General features: G+C 59.4%; 23 protein-coding genes. 9 read left to right on the top strand and 14 right to left on the bottom strand.

All coding sequences use genetic code 11. The annotated features are described in order from the left end of the window. Positions 1 to 4 precede the first annotated feature (4 nt). The 12 genes from G3A56_RS09730 to sppA form a co-directional block, all read right to left on the bottom strand. Positions 5 to 409: a VOC family protein gene (locus tag G3A56_RS09730; RefSeq protein WP_082183584.1), complete on the bottom strand. Its 405-nt coding sequence runs from the start codon at positions 407 to 409 to the stop codon at positions 5 to 7. Then, complete coding sequence (gene murJ, locus G3A56_RS09735) at positions 409 to 1,998, bottom strand: murein biosynthesis integral membrane protein MurJ (RefSeq protein ID WP_003493523.1); 1,590 nt, start codon at positions 1,996 to 1,998, stop codon at positions 409 to 411. The genes G3A56_RS09730 and murJ overlap by 1 nt, the downstream gene beginning before the upstream one ends. A gap of 4 nt (positions 1,999 to 2,002) precedes the next feature. Further along, entirely contained in the window at positions 2,003 to 4,831 is a 2,829-nt protein-coding gene (locus G3A56_RS09740) for a [protein-PII] uridylyltransferase (RefSeq protein WP_003493521.1), read from the bottom strand. A gap of 96 nt (positions 4,832 to 4,927) precedes the next feature. Continuing rightward, the gene (mutS, locus tag G3A56_RS09745; protein ID WP_082183583.1) at positions 4,928 to 7,579 is read right to left on the bottom strand and encodes a DNA mismatch repair protein MutS; all 2,652 of its coding nucleotides are present in this window, start codon (positions 7,577 to 7,579) and stop codon (positions 4,928 to 4,930) included. A gap of 191 nt (positions 7,580 to 7,770) precedes the next feature. Beyond that, positions 7,771 to 8,652 (bottom strand): l-ornithine N(alpha)-acyltransferase, encoded by an 882-nt coding sequence (olsB, locus tag G3A56_RS09750; protein WP_003493518.1) that lies wholly within the window; start codon positions 8,650 to 8,652, stop codon positions 7,771 to 7,773. Between the two features lie 94 nt (positions 8,653 to 8,746). Then, on the bottom strand, positions 8,747 to 10,996 hold the full coding sequence (locus tag G3A56_RS09755) for a hybrid sensor histidine kinase/response regulator (RefSeq protein ID WP_082183582.1): 2,250 nt from the start codon (positions 10,994 to 10,996) through the stop codon (positions 8,747 to 8,749). A gap of 55 nt (positions 10,997 to 11,051) precedes the next feature. Beyond that, positions 11,052 to 11,540, bottom strand: a complete 489-nt coding sequence (lspA, locus tag G3A56_RS09760) for a signal peptidase II (protein WP_082183580.1) — start codon at positions 11,538 to 11,540, stop codon at positions 11,052 to 11,054. Then, the gene (locus G3A56_RS09765; RefSeq protein ID WP_082183579.1) at positions 11,540 to 12,400 is read right to left on the bottom strand and encodes a TrmH family RNA methyltransferase; all 861 of its coding nucleotides are present in this window, start codon (positions 12,398 to 12,400) and stop codon (positions 11,540 to 11,542) included. Before G3A56_RS09765 ends, lspA begins: the two co-directional genes overlap by 1 nt. Next, positions 12,397 to 13,530: a class I SAM-dependent rRNA methyltransferase gene (locus G3A56_RS09770; RefSeq protein WP_137067517.1), complete on the bottom strand. Its 1,134-nt coding sequence runs from the start codon at positions 13,528 to 13,530 to the stop codon at positions 12,397 to 12,399. The genes G3A56_RS09765 and G3A56_RS09770 overlap by 4 nt, the downstream gene beginning before the upstream one ends. Before the next feature lie 92 nt (positions 13,531 to 13,622). Further along, entirely contained in the window at positions 13,623 to 13,964 is a 342-nt protein-coding gene (locus G3A56_RS09775) for a LapA family protein (RefSeq protein WP_003493507.1), read from the bottom strand. 65 nt (positions 13,965 to 14,029) lie between these two features. Beyond that, positions 14,030 to 14,356, bottom strand: a complete 327-nt coding sequence (locus G3A56_RS09780; protein ID WP_219256707.1) for an integration host factor subunit beta — start codon at positions 14,354 to 14,356, stop codon at positions 14,030 to 14,032. 2 nt (positions 14,357 to 14,358) lie between these two features. Next, complete coding sequence (gene sppA / locus G3A56_RS09785) at positions 14,359 to 15,312, bottom strand: signal peptide peptidase SppA (RefSeq protein WP_082183577.1); 954 nt, start codon at positions 15,310 to 15,312, stop codon at positions 14,359 to 14,361. A 247-nt stretch (positions 15,313 to 15,559) separates the two neighbouring features. Between sppA and lptC the strand changes: the two genes are divergently transcribed. From lptC to ptsN, 6 genes are all read left to right on the top strand, one after another. Then, complete coding sequence (lptC, locus tag G3A56_RS09790; protein ID WP_082183576.1) at positions 15,560 to 16,225, top strand: LPS export ABC transporter periplasmic protein LptC; 666 nt, start codon at positions 15,560 to 15,562, stop codon at positions 16,223 to 16,225. A gap of 13 nt (positions 16,226 to 16,238) precedes the next feature. After that, positions 16,239 to 16,802: an LptA/OstA family protein gene (locus G3A56_RS09795; protein ID WP_035241518.1), complete on the top strand. Its 564-nt coding sequence runs from the start codon at positions 16,239 to 16,241 to the stop codon at positions 16,800 to 16,802. Positions 16,803 to 16,811: 9 nt separating this feature from the next. Then, a complete protein-coding gene (lptB, locus tag G3A56_RS09800) occupies positions 16,812 to 17,621 on the top strand; it encodes an LPS export ABC transporter ATP-binding protein (RefSeq protein ID WP_003493493.1) in 810 nt (269 codons plus the stop codon). Positions 17,622 to 17,773: 152 nt separating this feature from the next. After that, positions 17,774 to 19,324 (top strand): RNA polymerase factor sigma-54, encoded by a 1,551-nt coding sequence (gene rpoN, locus G3A56_RS09805; RefSeq protein WP_082183574.1) that lies wholly within the window; start codon positions 17,774 to 17,776, stop codon positions 19,322 to 19,324. A gap of 245 nt (positions 19,325 to 19,569) precedes the next feature. Next, a complete protein-coding gene (gene hpf, locus G3A56_RS09810; protein ID WP_082183573.1) occupies positions 19,570 to 20,142 on the top strand; it encodes a ribosome hibernation-promoting factor, HPF/YfiA family in 573 nt (190 codons plus the stop codon). An 83-nt stretch (positions 20,143 to 20,225) separates the two neighbouring features. Further along, a complete protein-coding gene (gene ptsN, locus G3A56_RS09815; RefSeq protein ID WP_003493488.1) occupies positions 20,226 to 20,687 on the top strand; it encodes a PTS IIA-like nitrogen regulatory protein PtsN in 462 nt (153 codons plus the stop codon). A gap of 87 nt (positions 20,688 to 20,774) precedes the next feature. On the opposite strand, the gene grpE is transcribed toward ptsN, so the two are convergent. Both grpE and hrcA read right to left on the bottom strand, forming a co-directional pair. Then, on the bottom strand, positions 20,775 to 21,410 hold the full coding sequence (gene grpE / locus G3A56_RS09820; RefSeq protein WP_082183572.1) for a nucleotide exchange factor GrpE: 636 nt from the start codon (positions 21,408 to 21,410) through the stop codon (positions 20,775 to 20,777). A gap of 113 nt (positions 21,411 to 21,523) precedes the next feature. Then, the gene (gene hrcA / locus G3A56_RS09825) at positions 21,524 to 22,615 is read right to left on the bottom strand and encodes a heat-inducible transcriptional repressor HrcA (RefSeq protein WP_082183570.1); all 1,092 of its coding nucleotides are present in this window, start codon (positions 22,613 to 22,615) and stop codon (positions 21,524 to 21,526) included. Positions 22,616 to 22,751: 136 nt separating this feature from the next. On the opposite strand from hrcA, the gene rph reads away from it, so the two are divergent. From rph to hemW, 3 genes are read left to right on the top strand one after another with little or no spacing between them, the layout of a single operon-like run. After that, complete coding sequence (gene rph, locus G3A56_RS09830) at positions 22,752 to 23,468, top strand: ribonuclease PH (protein ID WP_046799315.1); 717 nt, start codon at positions 22,752 to 22,754, stop codon at positions 23,466 to 23,468. 17 nt (positions 23,469 to 23,485) lie between these two features. Beyond that, the gene (gene rdgB / locus G3A56_RS09835; protein WP_082183569.1) at positions 23,486 to 24,130 is read left to right on the top strand and encodes an RdgB/HAM1 family non-canonical purine NTP pyrophosphatase; all 645 of its coding nucleotides are present in this window, start codon (positions 23,486 to 23,488) and stop codon (positions 24,128 to 24,130) included. 5 nt (positions 24,131 to 24,135) lie between these two features. Next, positions 24,136 to 25,335: a radical SAM family heme chaperone HemW gene (gene hemW / locus G3A56_RS09840; RefSeq protein WP_082184573.1), complete on the top strand. Its 1,200-nt coding sequence runs from the start codon at positions 24,136 to 24,138 to the stop codon at positions 25,333 to 25,335. The last annotated feature ends 130 nt before the right edge of the window (positions 25,336 to 25,465 follow it).

A 25,465-nucleotide genomic window follows, 5' to 3' on the forward strand; every position in this document is an offset into this window, starting at 1 on the left:
CATCTTAGCCGCGCGGTTCCAGAAGATCCCAGCGATTTCCATAAGGGTCGGAAAAGACTGCGACAGAACCGTAAACCTCATGGCGCGGTTCCTCCAGAAAGCGCACGCCGCGCGCAAGCATGGTCTCATAGTCGCTTTGGAAATTGTCGGTGTGGAGGAAAAATCCGACCCGTCCGCCGGTCTGGTTGCCGACGGCAAACCGCTGCGGTTCACCATCCGCCTGGGCAAGCAGCAGGGCGGCGCCTTCAGTCCCTTGCGGCTTCACCACCACCCACCGCTTGCCATCGCCAAGCGGTTGATCGGAAAGGCACTCGAACCCGAGAGCCTCGCAATAAAATGCCTTTGCCCGGTCGTAATCATCCACAACAAGGGTGACGAGAGCGATGCGCCGGTTTTCAGCAAAGGACATCAGCCAGCCTCCGTTTCGACGCTCTTCTTGCCGCGCTTGCGGATGGCTCTCTTCACCATGCCGATATCAGCGCCGCCGGACACGAAGGCGAGCGCGAAATAGACCAGCATGGCTGCGAATACGAGAGCCATGATCGTTCCTGCCCGAACAAAAATCGAGGAGGCGGAAGACAGCTCGAAGCTCAGATAGGTCAGCGCATAGTGCACGAAGCCGGCCATGAGTGCAGAGGCCAGAAGCAATCGCGGAATGCGGGTCAGCAGCGGAATATCCACCTGCCAGTGCCCGCGCCACAGGAGCATGCCGAACAGCAGGGCGGCATTCACCCAGCCGGCGGTTATTTCAGCGATGGCGATGCCCGGACCGCCAAGGCGCGGGAAAAGCGTCAGCGCGAGCGAGACGTTCACCACCACGGAAATTGCCGCAAAGATCATCGGCGTGCGGGTGTCTTCGCGGGCGAAGAAACCGGGAATAAATGCTTTTATCAACACGAAAGCCGGCAAGCCAAGACCGTATATGCCGAGGATTTGCGCAACGGTGATGGTGGCCGAAGGCGAGAAATTGCCGCGCTCGTAGAGAAAACGCACGATGGGCTCGGCCATGACGAGAAGGGCGGCCGCTGCGGGCAATGTCAGGAACAGCACGAATTCGACCGAACGGTTCTGCAGGCTTCCCGCCTCGACCATATGTCCGCCGCGCAAAGCCCGCGCCAGTTCCGGCAGAAGCACGGTAGCGACGGCGATGCCGACGACACCGAGCGGTAGCTGGTAAATCCGGTCCGCATAGGCGAGCGAGGAGATCACACCTTCGCCGGCAGAGGCGATATTGGTGTTGATCAGGAGATTGATCTGGGTGATGCCGCCGGTTATCGCCGCCGGCAGGGCGAGGACCAGAAGCCGCTGGACGTTCTTCGTCAGCCTGGGCCTGCGCAAACCGATCCGCATGCCGGCATTGCGCACCGCGATCCAGACGATGGCAAGCTGCACCAGACCCGCAACCATCACTCCCCAGGACAGGGCAAAGCCCACCTGCAGAGGGTCGTAGTTCTTCCACCATGCCAAGGCGAGCACGCCGATGAGGATGATGTTGAGGAAAACCGGCGCGATAGCCGCTGCGAAATAACGGTGCAGCGAATTCAGCATGCCGCCCATCATCGCCGCCAGCGACATGCAGGCGAGATAGGGGAACATGATGGTGGCGAGACGGACGGTGTTGTCGAACTTCACCGGGTCTTCCAGAAAGCCCGGCGCAATCACGGTACGTACGATGAACGGCATCGACAGTTCCATCAGGATCGTCAGGGCCAGAAGCACGGTAAAGAGAACGCCGAAAACCTCTTCGGAAAAGCGTCTTGCGCCTTCCATGCCATTCGCCTCGATTTCCTTGGCGAAAAGCGGCACGAAGGCCGAGTTGAACGCGCCTTCGGCAAAGAGACGCCGGAAGGTGTTCGGGAAACGGAAGGCGGCGTTGAAGGCATCGGCCACCGGGCCTGTGCCAACGGCGGCCGCCATCAGGGTCTCGCGGACAAAACCGAAGATGCGGCTGCCGAGCGTGGCCGTGCCGACGGTGGCGAACTTGCCGATCAGGCTCATGATCTCAAGCCTTTGCCGTGCGCGCAGCCGGCAGCGCCGCCACGTCTGGGTGGGCGATGATGCCGTTCGGCATGCGGTCGCGCAATTCGTCTTCCTGCTCGCTCATCACGGCCTTGAGGCGCGTGGCAATGCTGGCCTGCCGGTTGTCGTTCGTCACCTTCTGGCCGAAGAGATCCGTCACATAGAAGGTGTCGATGACCTTTTCGCCGAAGGTGGTGATGCGGGCGGAATGAATATCCAGCGACAGATCGGCGATCACTGCCGTCATATCCGCAAGAAGTCCGGGCCGGTCGAGGCACTCGACCTCTATGACGGTGAACTTGTTCGAAAGCCCGTTGGAAATGATGACGGAGGGCGGAATGGTGAAGGCGCTTTTCTTCCTGCGGCTCTTGGTGCGGGTAGCGATCATTTCCGGCAGGCGCTGCTTGCCGGACAGAACCTCCTCGATGAGCTTGCCGACATTGTTGCCGCGTCGTGTCTCATCCTCGTCGATCGGGAACTCGCGGTTGATCAGGATCGTATCCAATGCACGCCCGTCGGATGTGGTGAATATCTGCGCGTCGGCGATGTTGGCGCCGGCCGCCGCACAAGCGCCAGTGATGATCGAGAGCAGGCGCGGATGGTCTGGCGCCAGCACGGTGATTTCGGTGATGGCGTGAAAGGAATGCGTGCGCACCATGGTCGACAGCGCCTTTTCCTGCTTGTCGGCCTCGCGGATGAAGCGGGTGTGGCGCACCTGATCTTCCAGCGCGACCGTCAGCAGATAGGGCTCATAATGCAGCTTGGTGTATTTGCGCCGCGCCTTCTGACCCCAGTCGTCGAGCGCATCGTAAAGCGCTTGGCGGGCAATCTGCGCGCGCTCCTTGCGGGAGACTTCCGAAAAACCGCCTGACAGCAGCAGCTCGGTCTCGTAATAAAGCGAACGCAGCAGCTGCCCCTTCCAGCCGTTCCAGACGCCCGGACCAACCGCGCGGATATCGCAGACCGTGAGGATCAGCAGCATCTTCAGCCGCTCCATGGACTGCACCTTGTCGGCGAAATCGGTGATGGTCTTGCGGTCATGCAGATCGCGCGTCTGGGCGACCATGGACATCAGAAGATGCTGCTCGATCAGCCAGACCACCGTTTCTGTCTGCTTGCCGGTGAGGCGGAAGCGCTGGCAGAGCTTGCGGGCCACGCGCGCGCCGGCAATCGAGTGGTCTTCCTGCCTGCCCTTGGCAACGTCGTGCAACAGGACGGCGACATAAAGCGCCTCGCGCTCCTCAACGCTCGGCATCAGCTGGTTGGCGAGCGGATGGGCATCGACAGCCGTTCCCTTGTCCACTTCCGAGAGCACGCCGACGGAGCGGATCAGATGCTCATCCACCGTATAGTGATGATACATGTTGAACTGCATCATCGCGACGATCTTGCCGAATTCGGGGATGAACTTGCCGAGCACACCGGCCTCGTTCATGCGTCTCAGCGTCAAGGCCGGGTCGCGCCGCGACGTGAGGATCGACAGGAAAAGCCGGTTCGCCTCATCGTTTTCGCGTAGCTCGTCATTGATGAGCGACAGAGAGCGGGTGACCACACGCAACGCATCCGGATGCAGTTCGAGATTGTTGATATCCGCGATATGGAAAAGTCGGATCAGGTTGACCGGATCGTTCTTGAACACATCCGGCTTGGCAAGCGCAATGCGCCCCCGATCTTCCACGAATTCCACCGAACCTGGAATCTTGCGGACGCGATGGGCGAAGCGGCTGAGAACCCCCGACAGGCCCGGCACGTCCTTCGCCTGCCGATCTTCCAGCGCGGCGCAGACGATGCGCGTCAGGTCACCCACATCCTTCGCCACGAGGAAATAGTGCTTCATGAAACGCTCGACGGCGGAAAGGCCCGGGCGCGGCTGATAATTCAGGGCATCGGCAATCTCACGCTGGATGTCGAAGGAAAGACGTTCCTCCGCCTTGCCGGTGATGAAATGCATCTGGCAGCGTACGGCCCAGAGAAAATCATCGGCCTTTTCGAACAGCCTGAGTTCACGCCGCGACAGGACGCCAAGCTTGACGAGATCGGCGGTATCGCGGACGTGGTAATAATATTTGGCGATCCAGAACAGCGTGTGCAGGTCGCGCAGACCACCCTTGCCTTCCTTGACGTTCGGCTCCACCAGATAGCGCGTATCGCCCGCCTTGCGGTGGCGCTGGTCACGCTCGGCGAGCTTGGCGGCGATGAATTCCGGGCCGGTGCCGGTGACGACTTCCGACTCGAAACGTTTCTCGAGATCGTCGGTCAGAGATTTCTTGCCGCAGATCGCCCTCACTTCCAGAATGGCGGTGCGGATCGTCATATCGGATTTGGACAGGCGGATAGACTCATCCACCGTGCGGGTGGCATGGCCGACCTTGAAGCCGAGATCCCAGAGGAGATAAAGCACGAACTCCACGGCCTTGTGCATATCCGGCGTATTCTTGGCCGGCAGCAGGAACAGGAGGTCGATATCCGATCCCGGCGCCAGCGTGCCACGACCATAACCGCCGACCGCCGCAACAGCGATCTGCGGCGCGTCTTTCGGATAGACATATTGGCAGGTCAGATCATAAAGCGTCTCGATCAGCCGGTCCTGAAGCCAGGAGATGCGTCTGGCGCAATCGATGCCGCCACCCTCGGATTTCAGCAGCTCGCGTGCTTTTTCCCGGCCTTCCGTGCTGGCCTTGCGAAAGATCGGCAGCAGATCGGATCTGACATCGGCGATGCGCTTGCCGTCTTCCTTGAAGATGATGTCGCATTCGCGCTTCAGCGCCGATACATCGAGAATTGCGGAAAAATCCAGGTCCTTGATGGCCATCTATGCCGGTATCCATGTCCTGTGGGAAATCCCACCGCTTGCGATGGGAGTGTCCTATAGCGAGTTTTAAAGGCGATGGACAGGCAGTCTATCCTCTTAAGCCTTGCCAAGTTCTTTCTTTAACGCATAGAGCGCGTCCAATGCCTCACGCGGCGTCATTTCGTCCGGGTTGAACCCCTTCAAAGCTTCTTCCACCTTCGATGGTCCAGCCTTGCGGGTTTCCTCACGGCGAACCGCGATCTGGAACAGCGGAAGATCGTCGATCAGCTGGCTGGCCGGGTTCTTGCGGTCGGCATCTTCGAGCTTCGTCAGCACTTCGCGGGCGCGCTCGACCACCGATGCCGGCAAGCCCGCAAGCCGTGCCACCTGGATGCCGTAAGAGCGGTCCGCAGCACCCGGTCCGACCTCGTGCAGGAAAATGACGTCGCCTTCCCACTCCTTCACCCGCATCGTGGCATTGGAGAGGCGGCCGAGTTTTTCCGACAGCACGGTGAGCTCGTGGAAATGGGTGGCGAAGAGGCCACGGCAACGATTGGCCTCATGGAGATGCTCGACCGCCGCCCAGGCGATGGAAAGACCGTCAAACGTCGCCGTGCCACGGCCGATCTCATCCAGAATGACCAGCGAGCGATCCGTCGCCTGATTGAGAATGGCGGCGGTTTCCACCATTTCCACCATGAAGGTCGAGCGACCGCGCGCCAGATCGTCCGATGCGCCAACACGGGAAAACAGCCGGTCGACGACACCGATATGCGCGGCTTCTGCCGGGACGAAGGAGCCGATCTGCGCAAGGATGGCGATCAGCGCATTCTGGCGCAGGAATGTCGATTTACCGCCCATGTTCGGGCCGGTAAGCAACCAGATCGCGCCGTTTTTGCCGCCCTCGGTAGCCGACAGATCGCAATTATTGGCGATGAACGGTCCCGCCGACTGGCGTCGCAGGGCCTGTTCAACCACCGGATGACGCCCGCCGCGGATCGCAAAGGTCATCGAGGCATCGACGATCGGTCGGCAATAAGCCTGCTCCGTCGCCAGATAGGCAAGGCTGGAGGCGACATCGATGGTGGCAAGTGCCGCCGCGCCGGCCTTGATCGCTTCCGCCTGCTGCACCACGGCCTCGACCATGCGCGCGAAGGCCTCCAGCTCCATCGTCAAAGCATGTGCGGCGGCATTGGCGATGCGGCTTTCGAGATCGGCAAGCTCGGTGGTGGTGAAGCGCATGGCGCCTGCCATGGTCTGGCGGTGGATGAAACGCGCCTTGGCCTCGTCCGTCGCCATCATCACATCGGCATTGCCCGCCGTCACCTCGATGAAATAACCCAGCACGTTGTTGTGCTTGATCTTCAGCGACTTAATGCCGGTCTCATCGGCGTATTTCAATTGCAGACCGGCGATCACACGACGCGACTGGTCGCGTAGCGCCCGCACCTCGTCGAGTTCAGGGTTGGCGCCTTCGCGCAGAAAACCGCCATCGCGCTTCAGAAGCGGCAGATCGTCAGCCAGCATCGAGCCGAGCATCGCCTCAAGAGCGCCCGGCAGGGCTTTCAAATCCTTGAGAGCCATCGCCAACTCATCTGGCAGCAGCCCATCATCAAGAATGGCCGCAATTTTTTCGGCCGAAACCAGCCCCTGCCGGATAGCGCCGAGATCACGCGGGCCACCGCGTTCCAGCGCAAGGCGGGAAAGTGCGCGCGGCATATCCGCGACATGTTTCAGGGCGTCGCGCAGGCCATCGCAGAGGGAGACGTCATCGATGAGATAGGCCACGGCATCGAGACGGGCATTGATCTTTTCCGGGTCGGTCAAGGGCGACATCAGCCGCTCGGCCAGAAGTCGCGCGCCGCCGCCTGTTACAGTGCGGTTGAGGGCATGCAGCAGCGATCCGTCTCTTTCGCCTGATAGCGTCTTCACCAGTTCAAGATTGGCGCGGGTGGCGGGATCGATGAAAAGGGTCGAAGCCGCACTTTCACGCTCCGGTGCGCCGAGAGGCGGGCGCTCGGCGATCTGGGTCTTTTCGACATAGGCCACGGCCGCAGCGGCAGCCGCCATTTCCACGCGTGAAAACGTGCCGAAACCATCCAGCGTCGAGACGTTGAAATAACGCGCGATGCGCCCTTCCGCCGTGGCGCTGTCAAAGAGGATGGCCGGTTGCGGCACGGCCACACGGCCCAGCACGTCGAAGACTGGCCTCAACTCTTCGTCGTGAAACAGGCTGTCGGCAACGATCAGTTCGCGCGGGTCGATACGCCAGATGTCGGCGAGAAGCCGTGTCAGCGTTGTCTCCGCCAGACGGAAGACACCGGTGGAAATATCGATCCAGGCCAGCGCGAACTGCGCCTCGGCGCTGCCGCGGATACGGGCGAGCGCCATCAGATAGTTGGATTCCGTCGGTGAGAGCAGTTTTTCTTCGGTCAGGGTGCCGGGCGTGACAAGCCGCACCACATCACGCCTGACCACGGATTTCGATCCGCGCTTCTTTGCCTCGGCGGGGTCTTCCACCTGCTCGCAGACAGCGACGCGATAACCGCGCAGGATGAGCTTCTGCAAATAATCATCGGCCGCATGAACCGGAACACCGCACATCGGGATATCGTGCCCCATATGCTGGCCGCGTTTCGTCAGCGTGATGCCCAGTGAACGGGAGGCTTCGACCGCATCGTCAAAGAACAATTCGTAAAAATCGCCCATGCGGTAGAACAGCAGCGAACCGGGATTGTTCGCCTTGATCTCGATATATTGCTCCATCATCGGAGTGGCCGAAGCGCGGCTCTCCTCCGTAATCAGGGAAGCGGTGGTCAAAACGTCCGTCAATGGCTTGCCGATGTCATGTCGTGTTGCGAAAAAGGAGCGCCGACACTAGCGGTAATGGCAGCCCCGACACAACACGCGCGGGACCGCTGCCCACAGGAACATCCCGCCCCGCCCGCGTCAAAATCCGGTCAGCCGTTGATGCGCTCGGGCTCGCCGCCATAATAGCTGATGTAACGGCCGGCGATGGACGATACCGGCAGGACCACCAGGACGTCGGTGGTGTTGAAGGCATGATCCACAACCGCGCCGGAACCGAACATGGCGCCGAGACGCATATAGCCCTTGATCAGTGGCGGCATGGCATTCAGCGCCTTGCGGGCGTTCAGCGCCTCGGCCGGCACGAGGTCCATCTCATGGTAAAGCTCGGGAAGCGCAGACGCCGCCCACTCGCCCTTCGCGACGCAATTATGATGCAGGAAGGACAGCGCAAGCGCGTGGGCTTCGGGCTGCACGCCGGGGAAGGAGGCGCAACCGATCATCGCGTCCATGCGGTGTTTCACGGCATAGGCCCAGTTGCCCTGCCACAGAAGCTCGACCGTGCGCTTGGTGCGATATTCCGGCAGCACGCAGGAGCGGCCAAGCTCCATGAAACGCTTGCCCGGATGGCGTGCGACCAGTCCGGCGATATCAAATTCGCTTGCGGAATAAAAACCGTTATTGGCGAGTGCCGTTTCCTGACGCAGCAGACGGTAGGTGCCGACGATCTGGTCTTCGCTGTCGCCTTCAATCGCCTTGTCGAGCACGAGCAGATGGTCGCAGACACTGTCCCAGGCATCGATATCGCGCTTGCGGCGCATCGCTTCCGCCGGAAGGCGCGCCTTCATTTCCTCGACAAAGACCCGGTAACGCACGGATTGTGCGGCATCGATCTCACGCTCATTTCTTGCGAGCCGTGTTTCAAGTGTGCCGATACGACCGAAAAGACCCTCATTATCCTGCACAGTCTCAGGACGGGGGTGAATGACAACATTGTTTTCACAAATGTCGTGATTGAGTATTTCGGCAACCATGGGGAATCGCTCCGCCACCAAAGAATTTTCCTGTCATAAATCACTAATTGACGACAGAATAGTGACAAAATGCAGCCAGATCGAGTCTGTTAAATTATGATGGCGACACACGTTTCGCCTCCAGCAGGCGGCGAATTTCCTCGACCAGCCGCCTCGGGTCGGCAGGCTTGGTCAAAACCTTGGCCGCACCGGCCTCCAGCAAGATTTCAGCGGTCGCGGCACTCGCATCGCCGCTCAGCACGATAACGGGAATATTTGCCTCGCCCTTCAGCGTCAGGAGAAGGTCGGGTAACACCTCCAGCCCCTCACCACCCGGCATATTGAGATCGGAAATGATGAGGTGCGGCAATCGAGAGGCGCCCAGCGCCACCGACTGCTGCAAGGCGTGAAAATCGTCAACGGTGCGGACAATAAAGCCGCTTTTTTCGAGCACGGCGCGAATGATGCGGGCATTGACGGCGTCGTCCTCGGCCACGAGGATCTCGATGCCGCTTGCGCCTTCGCTCACCCGCGACGAAAACCCCACATCCGGGTGATTGTCGTTGATGGCGTCGCGCCGTTCTATTCCACGCAGGCGGCCGCACAGGACGTCGATCAGGGATTTTTCGCGCAGCGGCCGGATCAGCCACGCATCGAAGGATACATGCATCGTCGAAGGCCGCTCTTCGGGACTGACCAGCAGCGTGCGGCGAACATTCTGTTTTGGCCACTCCTTCAGATCGTCCCTGAAGAGAGCGGAAATACGTTGATCGACGATGATATCGGTGAGGCTGGCGGCCACGCCACCCGTCTTGTCCTTCAGCCTTTCCAGATCCTCCGGCTGATGGATGAGAATACATTTGCCGCCGAAAGCCTCTATCGCCTCCATCGTCACCGCTGCCGCCACACCCCTGGGGGCAACCAGCAGGACATTCGTATGCTGAAGGCAATGACGCCGGCCTTGGTCCGGCATCCCGGCAGGCGCGCTGCCGGGGCGGAAGGCGAGCGTGAAGGTGCTGCCCTTGCCCTTGCGGCTCGACACGGTGAGGCTGCCGCCGAATTCCCGCACGATGCGGGCTGAAATGGCAAGACCGAGCCCGGTGCCTGCACTTCTCTGAGACATCGGGCCTGCCTGCTCGAACTCACCGAAAATACGGGCCTGTTCCGCCGCACTCATACCGGGGCCGGTATCTTCGACGGTGATCAGCAATTCACCCTCGACCATATGCGCCCGGATGACCACTCCACCTTCCCGGGTGAATTTGACGGCGTTTCCGAGGAGGTTGAACAGGACCTGGCGCAGCCTTGCCGGATCGAAATCCAGATAATCTGGCACATCGGGCGTGACGAAAGAGGTGATTTCGATGCCTTTTTCATGGGCGCGATGCGCCAGCATTTCCACGATGCTCTCGATCAGCCGCCGCAGGTTTTCCGCACGCGGATTGAGCTTGAAACGGCCCGCCTCCATGGTCGAATAGTCCAGCAGGTCCTCGACCAGCTGCACAAGCGACTGGCCGGACTGCTTCATGCCATCGAGATAATTCCGTTGTTCCTGGTTGAGCTTCGTCTGCGACAGAAGATGGTTCATGCCAAGCATGCCTGACAGCGGCAGGCGGATTTCGTGGCTTACGGTGGCCAGCAGCCGCGCTTTTTCGGCATCGGCCTTTTCGGCGCGCAACCGGGCGTCCTCCCTTTCGCCAAGCGCCAGACGCTCTTCGGTCACGTCCCTTGCGATGCTGCTGATAAGAAGACGGCTGCTTGCGAGATCGCGGGTCACCGCATCATGCCAGGAGAAAATGCGCTGCCCGAAAGGGGTCGCGATTTCCACGTCATAAACGTGAGCCTTGCCGCCCGGCCGGAAAGCGATGCCTATCTCCTCGCAGCTCAGCCCTTCGGGAGCAAAACACCCCGTCATTTCGCGAAAGACGGTGTTCGCCTCGACGATACGCCGGTCCATATTGCGGATCACGACTATATCGCCCATGGCTTCCTGCATCCCGGCAATCAGCGAACGGTTCTGCGTTTGCCGCAGACGGACATCCGAGAAATCGGCTGGCAGTTCGTCGGGAAGAGGTGAAGATTTGCTGAACAGCGCGTAGAACAGAAGACCGACGAGCACGGCGGCGAAGAAGGATGCCAGCGCGACAGTGACCGCATAGGGCACCGCAAGCGCAATCAGGGCCGCAGAGAACGCACCCACCGACAATGAAACGGCGACATGGAGGGCGATCGACCTGGCGTCGACCTCATGGCGCTCAATGGCTTTGTGAGATGTGGTGTCGGCACGATCCGCCGGCTGCGCTGCCGGGGCAGCCAGGCCGAGGCCATCTGAAACTCTTTCCCGAAGTCTTGCCGGTTCGCTCATAGACAACCGCTACCACGGCAGCGGTTTTGATATGTTTTGTTGAAACCCTAAAATTTTACTTTTTAGCTGCCCGAGCGTGTAAAAACTCATCGAGAATGACGCAGCCCGCGCCGATGGTTATGAAAGTGTCGGCCAGATTGAAGACCGCGAAGGACCATGTGTCTGTGTGAAACAGGATATAGTCGATGACGTGACCGTAGAAAAAGCGGTCGAGAAGATTGCCGGCCGCGCCCGCGATGATGAAGGCGAAGCCGAGATGGGCGAAGGTTCGGTCCGCTGCCGTCTTGCGCCAGAGCCACAGGACGAAGACCACAATGACGAGCCGCATGCTGACGATGAACCAGCCGTGCATGTCCGACAGCATCGAAAATGCCACGCCGAGATTATAGGTGCGGTAAAGCGCCAGAAACGGAATGACCGGCACCATTTCCTGCAGCGGCAGATAGGCTTCGACCAGTTGCTTGACGATCTGGTCCAGCACAAGGGCAGCAACGATCAGCGCGAAAGCCGGACCAAATTTCGAAAACAACGCCGCTTTGGCCATTACTTCACCGGTGTCAGTTCGAGGAGATGTCGCCGCGCCTCGAAAAGCATGACGGCGGTTGCGATGGCGAGATTGAGGCTGTCGGCGCGTCCCTGCTGGGGAATACGGGCGAGCTGATCGGCCTTGCCTGCCAGTTCCGGCGGCAGGCCAGACTGTTCGTTGCCCATCAAAAGCACGACCGGCTTTCCGGCATAGTCGATCTTTCGATAATCGACCGAGCCGGCGAGATGGGTGGCGACGACGCTGACATTGGCCGATTTTTTCCAGGAGAGGAATTCCTCGACCGAAGCGCGGGCAACAGGCGTGGCGAAAACCGAACCCATGGTGGCGCGAACCGTTTCCAACGAAAAGGGATCGGTGCAATCGCCGACGAGAATGACGCCTGAAGCGCCCGCCGCATCCGCGGTGCGGATGATGGTGCCGAGATTGCCGGGATCACGCACCCGGTCGAGCGCGATATAGGTCTCGCCCTTTTCCGGGCGGATATCCTTCAGCGGTTTCCATTTCTGCTCGAAAATGCCGACAACCATCTGCGGATTGTCGCGGCGGGTGATCGAGGCGATAACCTTTTCGCTGACTTCCAGCACCAAACCGCCAGAGGCGACCGTCTTCACCGCCGCCTGCTCCACCAGCGGCTTGCCTTTGGCGGCCTTGGCATAAACCAGCGTCTTGATCGTCCAGCCCAGTTCAAGCGCGTCGATGACCAGCTTTAAGCCTTCCGCCATGAAGGTGCCGGTCTCTTCCCTGCCCTTTTTCTGGGTGAGCGCCTTGATATCCTTGATGATGGGATTGGCAAGGCTGGTCACTTCCTTGACCTGGCCAACCCGGCGCGTGGTGTTTTCGCGCATGTCGTTCGTCATTTCGGCTCCCAGCGGCTGAACAGCGATGTGGAAAGCACCCGTCCCGGCGTCTTGCCGTCAAGCCCGGCCTCGCGAATGACGAGTTCGCCGGATGCCACGACGCCACCGGCGCCACGCATGGTTTCGCGCATCAACTCATGCATCGAATAGAAGCTTGCACGGATGGAATAGGCCGTCAGCACCAGGCCGAGCGCCCTGGGCGACAGGATTTCGCGGCAGATATCCAGCATCAGCGGCAGATGATCGAACAATTGCCAGACCTCACCATGGGTGCCGCGGCCGAATTTCGGCGGGTCGGTGAGGATGATGTCGTAGGTGCTGCCGCGGCGCTCCTCACGCTGGATGAATTTCATCGCGTCTTCGCAAATCCAGCGGATCGGCGCCTGTTCGAGCCCGGCAAGCGCCTGGTTCTCCTTCGCCCAGCCGATCGCCTTCTTGGAGGCGTCGACATGGGTGACTTCAGCCCCCGCAGCCGCCGCAACCAAGGAGGCGACGCCGGTGTAACCAAACAGGTTCAGCACCTTCAGCGGCCGGTCGGCGCTCTCGACGGCATTTTTCAGCCATTCCCAATGGACGATCTGTTCCGGGAATACACCGACGTGACGGAAGGCCGTGAAACGACCAAGAAAATCGACCCCGAGCAGGGAGAGTGGCCAGGTTTCGCCAAGCGCTTCCTTTGGAAAACGCCAGCGGCCCATGCCGTCCTCATCGGTATCGCCGGTGAAAATGGCGTCGGCATTCTGCCATACACGATCGGGAACCGACGGTTGCCACAGGGCCTGCGCCTCGGGACGGACGACGCGATAGTCTCCATATTGTTCGAGCTTCAGGCCGTTGCCGCTGTCGATCAGGTGAAAATCGCCGGCACCACTCGATTCCAGAATGACCGGAACCTGTTCTGCGGGACGTTCGCCGGTGCGGGGCTTGAGAGGCCGCGCGGGCGCCTGCTCAACGGCTGTCGCCGGAATGGCCTTTTCCTTCGGCGCAGGTTTCGGCACGCTGCGCACCGCATCCGGCTCGCGCTTTTTCGGTGCCGTATCCGCCCGCCGTGCCGGCTTTGCGGCATGAACCTGTTTTTTTTCGCTCCCGGCACGCACGCGATTGCCCGGCCGGCTGTCTTTTTTCTTCAATGGAAATCTTTCCGCTTCTGCCCGCGTCTTATCGCGCAGCAAATAGCATTCCACACGCCGCTCGCCTAGAGCCGGAACGAATGTCGGCTACATCACTTTGCCGGGAGTTGGCCCGCATTTGGAACATGTCCGGTCGCGGCGGCTTTCTGCCGGTTCGCCTCGTCATGCCAGCGAACGGCCTCTTTCGCCTCGATACGGGCGCGCTTGCGGTGCTTGCCCTGCGCAAACCACGTGGCCGAAGATCCCAGAAGCACGCCGAAAATGACCGCCAGAAACAGGAATACGAAAAACGGCGCGGTGAAGGACAGAACACCGTCTTCGGGCCTGAACGGATTGAGCGCCAACGTCACGGCCTGACGATTGGCCACGCACAGGATGACGAGGATAATCGCCAGCGGAAGCAGGATGATGAGGTTGATGATTTTTTTCGACATCCGAGAATACTCCATCGCTGCGGGGTTCCGCCGGCTCCGTTTCCGTCGCCAAACGGCAAGAACGATCAATCGTCCTCTTCGTCACCCATTCCAGGGTTCAGGCGCTCGCGCAGTTCCTTGCCCGTCTTGAAGAAAGGCACCCATTTTTCCTCGACGAAAACCGACTCACCCGTGCGTGGGTTCCGGCCGGATCGCGAAGGACGGTTTTTCACCGAAAATGCGCCGAAACCACGAAGCTCGACACGATTTCCTGCCGCCAGGGCATCGGTGATTTCATCCAGCACCGCATTGACGATGTTTTCCACGTCACGGTGATAAAGGTGCGGGTTACGCGCAGCAACGATCTGCACCAGTTCAGACTTGATCACGGTTGCCCCCTGAAAGAATTGGATTTTTAACGCGGATCAACCTGCCAAACGGAAACAAGACCGTCAAGAAACAACTTGTCCGCACCGAGCTGGCCGGAGCCCGCAAAGGGAATTAAATCGTCATATCCCAGAAACTTCGCTATTTGCGCAACACTGAAAAGCGAAAAAGGCGAACGGGACGATGGCGCGCGCCATTCGACGATCGGCAGATCCTTGGCGACGCCGCGTGTTTCGAAATAGCCGCGAATTTCCTTCTCGCCACCCAGCGTGTCGACCAGCTTGTTGGCGAGCGCCTGCCTGCCGGTGAAAATCGATCCGTCCGCGAGTTTCAGCACATCCTCGCGCGGCAGCTTGCGACGATCGGCCACAAGGTCGACGAACCAGCCATAGCTGTCCATCACCATGGCGCGGATCATCGTCTTTGCCTCTTCGGGCGCCTCATGGAAGGGCGAAGGTTCGGCCTTCAATGGAGAAGACTTGATTTCCTCCAGCGAGACGCCCAGCTTTTCCATCAACTGGCCAACCTGCGGATATTGAAAGATCACGCCGATCGAGCCGGTGATCGAGGTTTCCCCGGCGACGATGGTATCGCCGGCCGACGCGATCATATATCCGGCGGAAGCCGCCAGCGTGCGGACATCTGACACGACCGGCTTCTTTTCCGCAACGCCGCGAATGGCCTTGAAGATGCGCTCGCCGCCATAGGTGGTGCCGCCGGGCGAGGAAATAGAAACGATCAGGCCTTTGACATTATCGCTCTTGGCAATCTTGTCGAGCCGCTCCAGAAGTTCGGTATTGTCCTGGATCAGACCGGAAATCTCGACGCGGGCAATATGGGGCTTGGCGCTTTGCTGCGGCTCGGTCCATAAAAACCGGTAAAGGCTGAAAATGCCGGCGACGAGCAGGAGAACAGCGGCAATCCGCCAGAAAGTCAGCTTGCGGCGCAAACGCCTGCGATCCGCTATCGCCATATTATCCATCGTGAACCTCTGCCATCCGGCCTTTGAAGCGACATAAGCATCACGGCCATATGGTTCTTCTAACGCGAAGCCGCAAGGAAACAATAAGGAAACCAGAATTACGATAAAATTCGCATTTCCCTTGCACGTTTCCAGACAAAAACCATATTGGCAGGACAAAGCACTCATGCCAAAGACATTAAGATAAACATATAAGCTTCAGTTGCGCGCTAAAATGGTGCCCAGGAAGTTTTCCGGATCCACTCTTATGCTTGAAAGACTCCGCGAACCAGCGCCAGCATTTCCGCTGCCCAATGACCAGAACGGCGCTTACGAGCGCGCGCTCAGGCATTCTGCGCGCGTGAAACGGCTGAAAATTATCCTGCCGCTCGGCGCAGCGGTCATTTCGCTTGCCTTCATCGCTGTTTCGCTGATCCGAACCTGGGCGCCCGACGAGGTTTCGCTGGAAAGCGCAAGGATCGAAGACGGCAAGATCGTAATGGAAAAACCCGCCGTTGCGGGCCGCAACGAGAAGGGGATCGACTATTCCATGAACGCCGACCGTGCGTTGCAGGACATCGCCAACCCCAACCTGATGACGCTTGAGAAGGTTCTGGCCGCCGTGCCGGTGAACGATGGTATCGCCCAGGTGATCGCCCAGGAAGGCATCTTCGACCGGGCCACCAATAAGCTGAAGATGACCGCACCTTTTGACATCAATCTCAGCAATGGCATACAAGCGAAGTTCCAGTCTGCGGACGTCGATCTGAAAGCCGGAAAAATGAGCAGCCGGGAGCCCGTTTCAATCAAAACAAACGACGGCTCGATTGTTGCGCAATCGATTGATATCGCCGATAATGGCAAGACGATTACATTTTCGGGGCAGGTACGGGCACGTATCGCTGCATCCAATATCAAAAATGAAGGCAAGTGAGAGCCCGGTCCAGATGATGCAAATTTCCCGTCCCGTTTCCATTGGCAGATCCGCCGGCCTTACAGCTGCTGGTCTTTTTTTCTCGTGCCTTGCAACTGTGGCTTTTGCCCAGAACACCACCAGCAACATGCAGGGCGTGAAGCTTTCCGGCGATCAGCCGATCGCGATTGAAAGCGATCAGCTCGAAATCCGGGATCAGGAGCGCAAGGCCTATTTCACCGGCAATGTGAAAGTGGTGCAGGGCACGACCACCCTTCAGGCCGGCAAGATGACCGTGAACTACAAGGGGCAAGGTTCGTCGCTCACCAGCGGTGATGCCAACATCGAAAAAATCTTCGTGGACAATAACGTCTATCTGACGTCCGAAACCCAGAAGGCCACGGCCGATCACGGCGAGTTCGACATGGCGGCGCAGACCTTCATCCTCACGGGCAAGCAGGTCGTGCTGTCCGAGGGCACGAATGTGTTCACCGGCTGCAAGCTGACTGTGTTGATGAATACGGGACAGGCCAAGCTCGAAAGCTGCGGCGGCCCCGTCCGGATCATGCTCGATCCAAAATCGCAGAAAAAACAGTAGTCTCACCTCGTGAAGATACCCTCGATCTCAAAAATATTTGGCGGTGGACGCGACCGGTCCGCGGACGCGCCCTCACCGGCCGACAAGGCTCGCTATGAAGGCACGCTCATCGCGCATGGTCTGACCAAGACCTACAATACGCGCCGGGTCGTCAATGGCGTGTCATTGGTCGTGCGCCGCGGCGAGGCAGTTGGGCTGCTCGGTCCGAACGGCGCGGGCAAAACCACCTGTTTTTACATGATCACAGGCCTCGTGCCGGTGGATTCCGGCAAGATCGCCATCAATGGTAACGATGTGACCGGCATGCCGATGTACAGGCGCGCGCGCCTCGGCGTCGGTTATCTGCCGCAGGAAGCCTCTATCTTCCGTGGACTGACGGTCGAGGAAAACATCCGCGCCGTACTGGAAGTACACGAGCCTGACAGCGCCAAGCGCAACCGCAAGCTTGATGAACTGCTGGAAGAGTTCCACATTGCGCAGCTGCGCAAGTCGCCCGCTGTCGCGCTGTCGGGTGGTGAACGCCGCCGTCTGGAAATCGCCCGCGCTCTGGCGACTGATCCGACCTTCATGCTTCTGGACGAACCCTTTGCGGGCGTCGATCCGATTTCCGTCAGCGACATCCAGAATCTCGTCCGGCATTTGACCGCACGCGGGATCGGCGTTCTCATTACGGACCACAATGTTCGCGAAACGCTCGGCCTCATCGACCGCGCCTACATCATCCATGCCGGTGAGGTTCTGACCCATGGCCGCGCAGACGATATCGTCAACAATCCGGACGTGCGTCGGCTCTATCTCGGCAATAATTTTAGCCTGTAAGCTTCGGGCGCGAAAGATTCTTCATCGCGCCCCGCCCTGACGCTTGACCAAACATAATAAAAAAGCAATTTTTGGGCCAAGTTCTCTTGCCCTCGCAAAATTTATGAAAACTGTGGCAATGGAGAAGCTGTAAGGGGAGTTTCGCGTCCGCCATGGCATTATCTGCCAGCCTTTTGCTGCGTCAAAACCAGTCTCTCGTGATGACACCGCAACTGATGCAGTCCATCCAGCTGCTTCAGATGACGCATTTCGAACTGACGCAGTTTATCGCGCAGGAGGTTGAACGCAATCCGCTGCTCGAAATTGCGGCAAACGATGGCGATTTGGGCGGCGACAGCCCTGCGGATGCAGAGAATTTCGGCGATGCCGACAGCGAGGCCTCCGACAAATCCGCAACGGTAACGGCCGATAGCGACGACTGGTATGGCGAGCGCGCCGCCAATCTTGGCGAACAGCTCGATACCAGCTTCGAAAACGTCTTTCCCGACGATGGCGAACCCCGAAAGGCCGATGCCCCCGAGCTGGCAAGCCAATGGAAATCCATGCCCGGGCAGGAGTCCGGCGAAAGTTACGATCTCGACGATTTCGTTGCCGCGAGACAAAGCCTCGGTGACCATCTCAATCAACAATTGCCGCTTGCCATATCCTCCCCGGAGGACAGGATGATAGCCGATGCGCTGATCGGCCAGCTCGACGAAACAGGATATATCGCGACGGATGCCGTCGATGATGTCGCGGAACGACTGGGAGCTACTCCTTCGGCAGTGCAGCAGGTTTTGAAGACCCTTCAGGGTTTCGACCCTCCGGGCGTGTTTTCCCGTTCGCTGAGCGAGTGTCTGGCGATCCAGCTTGCCCAGAAGGACCGCCTCGATCCGGCCATGCGGGCGCTTGTCGACAATCTGGAGCTCCTGGCCAAACGGGATTTCGCGGCCCTGAAAAAAATCTGTGGCGTCGATGAAGAGGACCTTCTCGACATGCTGGCGGAAATCCGCACGCTCAATCCGCGCCCAGGTGCCGGCTACGATTCGATGGTCTCGGAGACAATCGTCCCTGATATCATCGTTCGCCCCTCATCAGCAGGCGGCTGGCTTGTCGAGATCAATCCCGAGACCCTGCCCCGCGTACTCATCAACCAGACCTATTTCGCCGAGGTCTCGCGACACAAGGCCCGTCAGGGTGAGGATCAGGATTTTCTGGCTGAGTGCATGCAGACGGCCCACTGGCTGACCCGCAGCCTCGACCAGCGTGCCCGCACAATCATGAAGGTGGCCACCGAAATCGTTCGCCAGCAGGACGCCTTTCTTGTCAACGGCGTGGATCACCTGCGACCGCTGAACCTCAAGACCGTGGCCGACGCCATCAAGATGCATGAATCCACCGTCAGCCGCGTGACGTCGAAAAAATACATGCTGACGCCGCGCGGGCTGTTCGAGCTGAAATATTTCTTCAGCGTATCGATCAGCTCCGTGGAAGGCGGCGACAGCCATTCGGCGGAGGCGGTGCGCCACCGCATCAAGGGCATGATCGCGCAGGAGGCCGCCGACGCGGTGCTTTCCGACGACGATATCGTCGACAATCTGAAAAAGAGCGGCATCGATCTCGCCCGCCGCACCGTCGCCAAATATCGCGAGGCGATGAACATCCCCTCCTCCGTGCAGAGGCGTCGGGAAAAGAAGGCGCAGGCAAGAGCTTCCGCCTACTGAGCAGCGAAAACGATCACGTTTTCAGGGCTTGGCTGCCGCACCCCGGCTGCACCATTGACTCTTGTCACGCCAGGGGCTAGAAGCCCGCCGCACACGTAAGCAAGGTCATTTGTAACGGATTCATCTCCACCGTCCATGGGCGTAAAATTCGAATGGGGGCTTTTTAAGGTCTTCGAAACGCTTGGATGCGCGCTCGGCTTGACGTAAGCTGGTACTCGCAAATCACTACAAAAAGGAAAATTTCCATGAGTGTGCGTGTATCTGGTAAACATATGGAGATCGGTGAATCTTTCCGTCAGCGGATTGAGGACAATATAGGTCTGGCAGTTACCAAATACTTCGATGGGGGGTATTCAGGCCAAGTGACCGTCGAGAAGTCGGGATCGCGTTTTGCCGCCGATTGCAAGCTGCATCTCGATACGGGCGTTGTATTGCATGCGGCGGGTCAGGCAAATGATCCGCAAGCGAGTTTCGATGCAGCCGCAGAGCGGATCGAAAAGCGCCTGCGTCGCTACAAGCGCAAGCTGAAAGACCATCATAGCGGCGCAAATGGCGCGATGCCGGAAATCGCCTATACGGTGATGGATGCTATTCCCGATGAGGATCACGAGGTCCCTGAAGATTACGCACCCACCATCGTGGCAGAGAGTTCGAAACAGATAAAGACAATGTCCGTTGCCAGCGCCGTGATGGCGCTCGACATGACGGACGAACCGGTTCTGCTCTTCCGCAGCCCGGGCAAGGAATATCTCAACATCGTCTACCGACGTCATGACGGCAATATCGGCTGGATCGACGCGGAAACGATCAAGAGCTGAACAGTCTGACAGGACTGTGGGAGGCGGGGCGCGAAAGCGTATCTGCCTCCCACATCGTCTCGATGGCATGAAGGAAAAAGAGAATGGCGTTGGCAGATTTGCTGCAACAAGATGCGATTATTCCCGCCCTCAAGGTGAATTCCAAAAAGCAATTGCTTCAGGAGCTGGCCGCAAAGGCAGCCAGAATTACCGGAGTCTCGGAACGGGAAGTTTTCGACGTCATCCTCCAGCGTGAAAAACTCGGCTCCACCGGCGTCGGGCACGGCATTGCCATTCCGCATGGCAAGCTCAGCAGCATTCACCAGATCACGGGCGTTTTCGCACGCCTTGAAACCCCGGTCGATTTCGAAGCGCTGGACGATCAGCCGGTTGATCTGGTTTTCCTGTTGCTCGCGCCCGAGGGCGCCGGCGCGGATCACCTGAAGGCGCTTTCCAGAATTGCGCGCGCCCTGCGCGACCCCGAACTGGTAGCCAAGCTGCGCGCCACCGATTCCGACACGGCAATCTACGCCTTCCTCAATCAGGAGCAGGCGACGGCGGCCTGATAGCCACTTTTCTGCTGGCCTCAGTTTTCATGACATAAAAAACGCGCCCTGAAGGCGCGTTTTTTATTGGGGTAAGAAGAGAATGCCTCAGGCATCCTTTTCATTGAGAGAAGAGGTGCCCGGCTCAGCCGATGCGGATATCTCAACTTTCGGGCCGCCCTTGGCGACGCCAACCATGGCGGGACGCAGCACGCGATCACCGATGGTAAAGCCGGCCTGAACCACCTGAAGGACCGTGTTGTTCGGAACCGCTGTGTTGGGGATTTCGAACATGGCCTGGTGGAAATTCGGGTCGAATTTCTGACCCTCGGCATCGATCTTCTTCACGCCGTGGCGCTCCAGCGTCGACAACATCGAGCGCTCGGTCATCTCCACGCCTTCGATCAGACCGTTGAGGCCGGCTTCGCCATTGGTCTTGAGTTCATCCGGAATGGCCTCGAGAGCGCGGCGAAGATTGTCGGAAACGGCTAGCATGTCGCGTGCGAAACCAGCGAGCGAATAGGACTTGGCATCCTTGACGTCGCGTTCGGTACGGCGGCGAAGATTGTCCATTTCCGCTGCGAGACGCAGGAACTTGTCGCGCAGATCGGCATTTTCGGCCTTGAGCAGTTCGACCGGATCGGGTTCGGCGGCTTCGGCAGGTTCTTCCCCGGCAAGCGCGGGTTCGACAAACTCTTCGGCGACATCAGCGTCAGGTCCGGGCTTTTTTGTATCGTCGGTCATGACGTTCTCCAGATTTGAATGTTGTTGGTTGCGCCCGATATCGAGCTTTGACGGGCAAAAATCAAGGCTTGCGGCGAAAAGCTTGCCGCATTCTCTGACCTTGCGGCTTTGTCCTATCTCTGCTTGCGGGAAAGGCGGGCCATGATCTGCGCTGTATAGTCCACCATAGGTACGATACGGGCGTAATTGAGCCTGGTGGGACCGATGACGCCGACCGCACCCACGACACGGTTTTCCTCATCGCGGTAGGGCGCGACGATCAGCGATGAACCGGACAATGAAAAGAGCTTGTTTTCCGAACCGATGAAAATCCTGACCCCAGAGCCGCTTTCCGCAAGATTTAGGATCTCGATGAGGTTTTCCTTGCGCTCGAGATCGTCGAACAGCAGGCGCACGCGATCAATGTCTTCCTCACCGGCGAGACCTTCGAGCAGGTTGGAGCGCCCGCGAACAATGAGGCGGCCAAGTTTGCCATCCTCATTGTCCCCCGCCCAGACGGCCAGGCCGCGCTCGATCAGATCCTGCGCCAGCGTGCCCAATTCCGATTGCAATTCCGCCTGCTGCCTCTGGAACTGGGCTCGCAGCTCCTGCAGCGTCTGGCCGGACAGATGGGCATTGATGAAATTCGCCGCCTCGATCAATTGTGATGACGAAATGCCGGCGGGCAATTCGATGATGCGGTTTTCGACCTGGTTGTGATCGCCGACCAGCACGGCGAGCGCCTTGGTGGGCTCCAGCCGGATGAATTCCACATGTTTGAGGATGACGTCGTTCTTGGCTGTCAGCACGAGGCCCGCACCGCGCGACATGCCTGATAGCATGCGGCTCGCCTCCGTGAGCAACCCTTCCAGAGATTGCTCGTGGCCGGCGACCGGGCCGATCTGCCGGTCGATGTTCGCCCGCTCCTCAGCAGGCAGATCGCCCACCTGCATGAAGGCGTCGACGAAGAAACGCAGCCCCGTCTGGGTGGGCAGGCGCCCGGCGCTGATATGCGGCGAATAAATGAGGCCGAGTTCCTCAAGGTCGCTCATGACGTTGCGGACGGAGGCGGGTGAAAGCGACATCGGCAGCAGCCGCGACAGGCTGCGCGATCCCAAAGGTTCGCCGGTGTCGAGATAGCCTTCGACGATGCGCCGGAAAATCTCCCGCGACCGTTCATCCAGCAGCGATGCCTGATCTTTTGAAAGCGGTGCTGAAAAGCCCATCTCGTCCGTTCTTTGTCATCCAAATCCTGTTTGCATCAATATAATGCGTCGCACCGCTGGGACAAAATGGAAATTGGCTTTGCAAATGCCCGGGCCTCGCCTTAGAAGGCAGGAACCAACATGGAGAGTGGATCATATGCGGCCTTCAGGCAGAAAAACCGATCAGATGCGCAAGGTTTCCTTCGAGCGTAATTTCTCGAAACATGCGGAAGGCTCCTGTCTGGTCAAGTTCGGTGACACGCATGTGCTCGTCACCGCAAGCCTTGAGGAAAAGACGCCGCCGTGGCTGCGCAACAGCGGCAAGGGCTGGGTCACCGCCGAATACGGCATGCTGCCGCGTTCCACCCATGAACGCATGAAGCGCGAAGCCGCCGCCGGCAAGCAGGGTGGGCGCACGCAGGAAATCCAGCGCCTCATCGGCCGCTCGCTCCGCGCCGTCGTTGATCTGCAGGCGCTCGGGGAGCGCCAGATCAGCATCGACTGCGACGTCATTCAGGCCGATGGCGGCACACGCACCGCCTCGATCACCGGCGCATGGATTGCTCTCCACGACTGCCTGAAGTGGATGGAAACCCGCAACATGATCAAGGTCGAAAAGGTCCTCAAGGATCACATCGCGGCGATCTCCTGCGGTATCTTCGCAAAACAACCCGTCATCGATCTCGATTATCTGGAAGACTCCTCCGCCGAGACCGACGCGAATTTCGTCATCACCGGCTCCGGCGGCATCGTCGAGGTTCAGGGAACGGCGGAAGGCGCACCTTTCTCCGAAGAGGAATTCCTGACGCTGCTCGGCCTTGCAAAGGCAGGCTGCAGCGAGCTGGTCGCCCTTCAGAAACAGGCGATTGCCTGAGCCGACAGGAAAACGTCATGCGCAAGCTCGATACTAGAACGATCGTCGTCGCCAGCCACAACAAGGGCAAGATCGCCGAAATTGCCGATCTCATCGGACCTTTCGGCTTTTCCGCCAAATCGGCTGCCGAGCTGAATTTCGAAGAGCCGGACGAGACGGGCACCACCTTTGAGGAAAATGCCGCCATCAAGGCGCTTGCCTCCGCAAAGGCGTCCGGCCTGCCTGCTCTTTCCGACGATTCCGGTCTGGTGATCGATGCGCTGGATGGCGCGCCCGGCGTCTATACCGCCAACTGGGCGGAGACGGCCGACGGCACGCGCGACTTCGCCATGGCCATGCGGAAGGTCGAGGATGCGCTTGCCGAACGCGGCGCATCCAACCCGGAAGATCGCACAGGCCGCTTCGTCAGCGTGTTGTGCCTTGCCTGGCCCGACGGGCATGTCGAATATTTTCGCGGCGAGGTTGAAGGCAATGTGGTGTGGCCGCCGCGCGGTACGAGCGGTTTCGGTTATGACCCCGTCTTCAAACCTGAAGGCTATGACACTACATTCGGTGAGATGACGGCGGACGAAAAACATGGCTGGAAGCCGGGTGACGCGGTAGCGCTGTCACACCGTGCCCGCGCCTTTAAAAAATTCGTAGAAACCTGCCTGGAGGCATGAACCCGATGGTCGGGGAGCATCATTTTTCTGCCCCCGGCGCATCGCTTCTGCCGGACACGGGCGATCCCGGTTTCGGGATCTATCTGCACTGGCCCTTCTGTGCGGCCAAGTGTCCCTATTGCGATTTCAACAGCCATGTCCGCCACCGTCCGGTGGATCAGGAACGGTTTACGGCTGCCTTTCTGCGTGAAATGGAACATATGCGGGCGCTCAGCGGCCCGCGCGTGGTCACCAGCATCTTCATGGGAGGCGGCACGCCATCGCTGATGGATCCACAGACGGTGGGCGCAGTTCTTGATGGCGTCTCGCGCTTCTGGCATGTGCCGGATGGTATCGAGATCACCATGGAGGCCAACCCTTCAAGCGTCGAGGCGGAACGTTTTCGCGGTTACCGGGCGGCGGGCGTCAATCGCGTCTCGCTTGGTGTGCAGGCGCTGAACGATCGGGATCTGAAATTCCTCGGCCGTCTGCATGATGTTGCCGATGCGCTGAAAGCCATCCGGCTGGCACGGGAAATCTTCCCGCGCATGTCCTTTGATCTCATCTATGCCCGTCCGAACCAGACGGTGGCCGAATGGGACGCCGAATTGAAGGAGGCTGTCTCCTATGCCGTCGACCATCTGTCGCTCTACCAGCTGACCATTGAGGAAGGCACGCCCTTTTACGGGCTGCACAAGGCTGGCAAGCTCATCGTGCCGGATGGCGAACAGTCGGCCGTGCTTTATGAAGCGACGCAGGAAATCACCGAGCGTTACGGCATGCCGGCCTATGAGGTTTCCAACCATGCCCGGCCCGGCGCGGAAAGCCGCCATAACCTCACCTATTGGCGTTATGGCGATTATGCCGGCATCGGCCCCGGCGCCCATGGCCGCCTGACCAAGGGTGCCTCCAAGCTCGCGACCGCCACCGAGCGCCACCCGGAAACCTGGCTCGAGACCGTCGAGCGGGAAGGCCACGGCATGGTCGATCAGGAAATGCTCGGCGTAGATGAGCAGGCCGACGAATTGCTGCTGATGGGCCTTCGCCTGCGCGAGGGTATCGATCTCGCCCGCTGGAGCGATCTGTCTGGCCGCGACCTCGACCCGGAAAAGGAAGAATTCCTTCTGCAACACGGTTTCGTGGAAAGGCTCGGCAATTCCCGCCTGCGCTGCACGCCTTCCGGCATGCTCATTCTGGATGCAGTGGTGGCCGACCTCGCCTGCTGATTGGCGGCATTGAGCGACCCGAAAAGCCAATTAAAAAAAAGCGGCCCAGCGGGCCGCTTGAGGGCATAACAAAATCCGAAAACCTTCTATGCGTCATGCTCGGCTTGTCCCGAGCATCCGCAGCCGCATG

The sequence above is a fragment of the Rhizobium oryzihabitans genome, assembly GCF_010669145.1.
In the GTDB taxonomy this organism is placed as follows: domain Bacteria; phylum Pseudomonadota; class Alphaproteobacteria; order Rhizobiales; family Rhizobiaceae; genus Agrobacterium; species Agrobacterium oryzihabitans.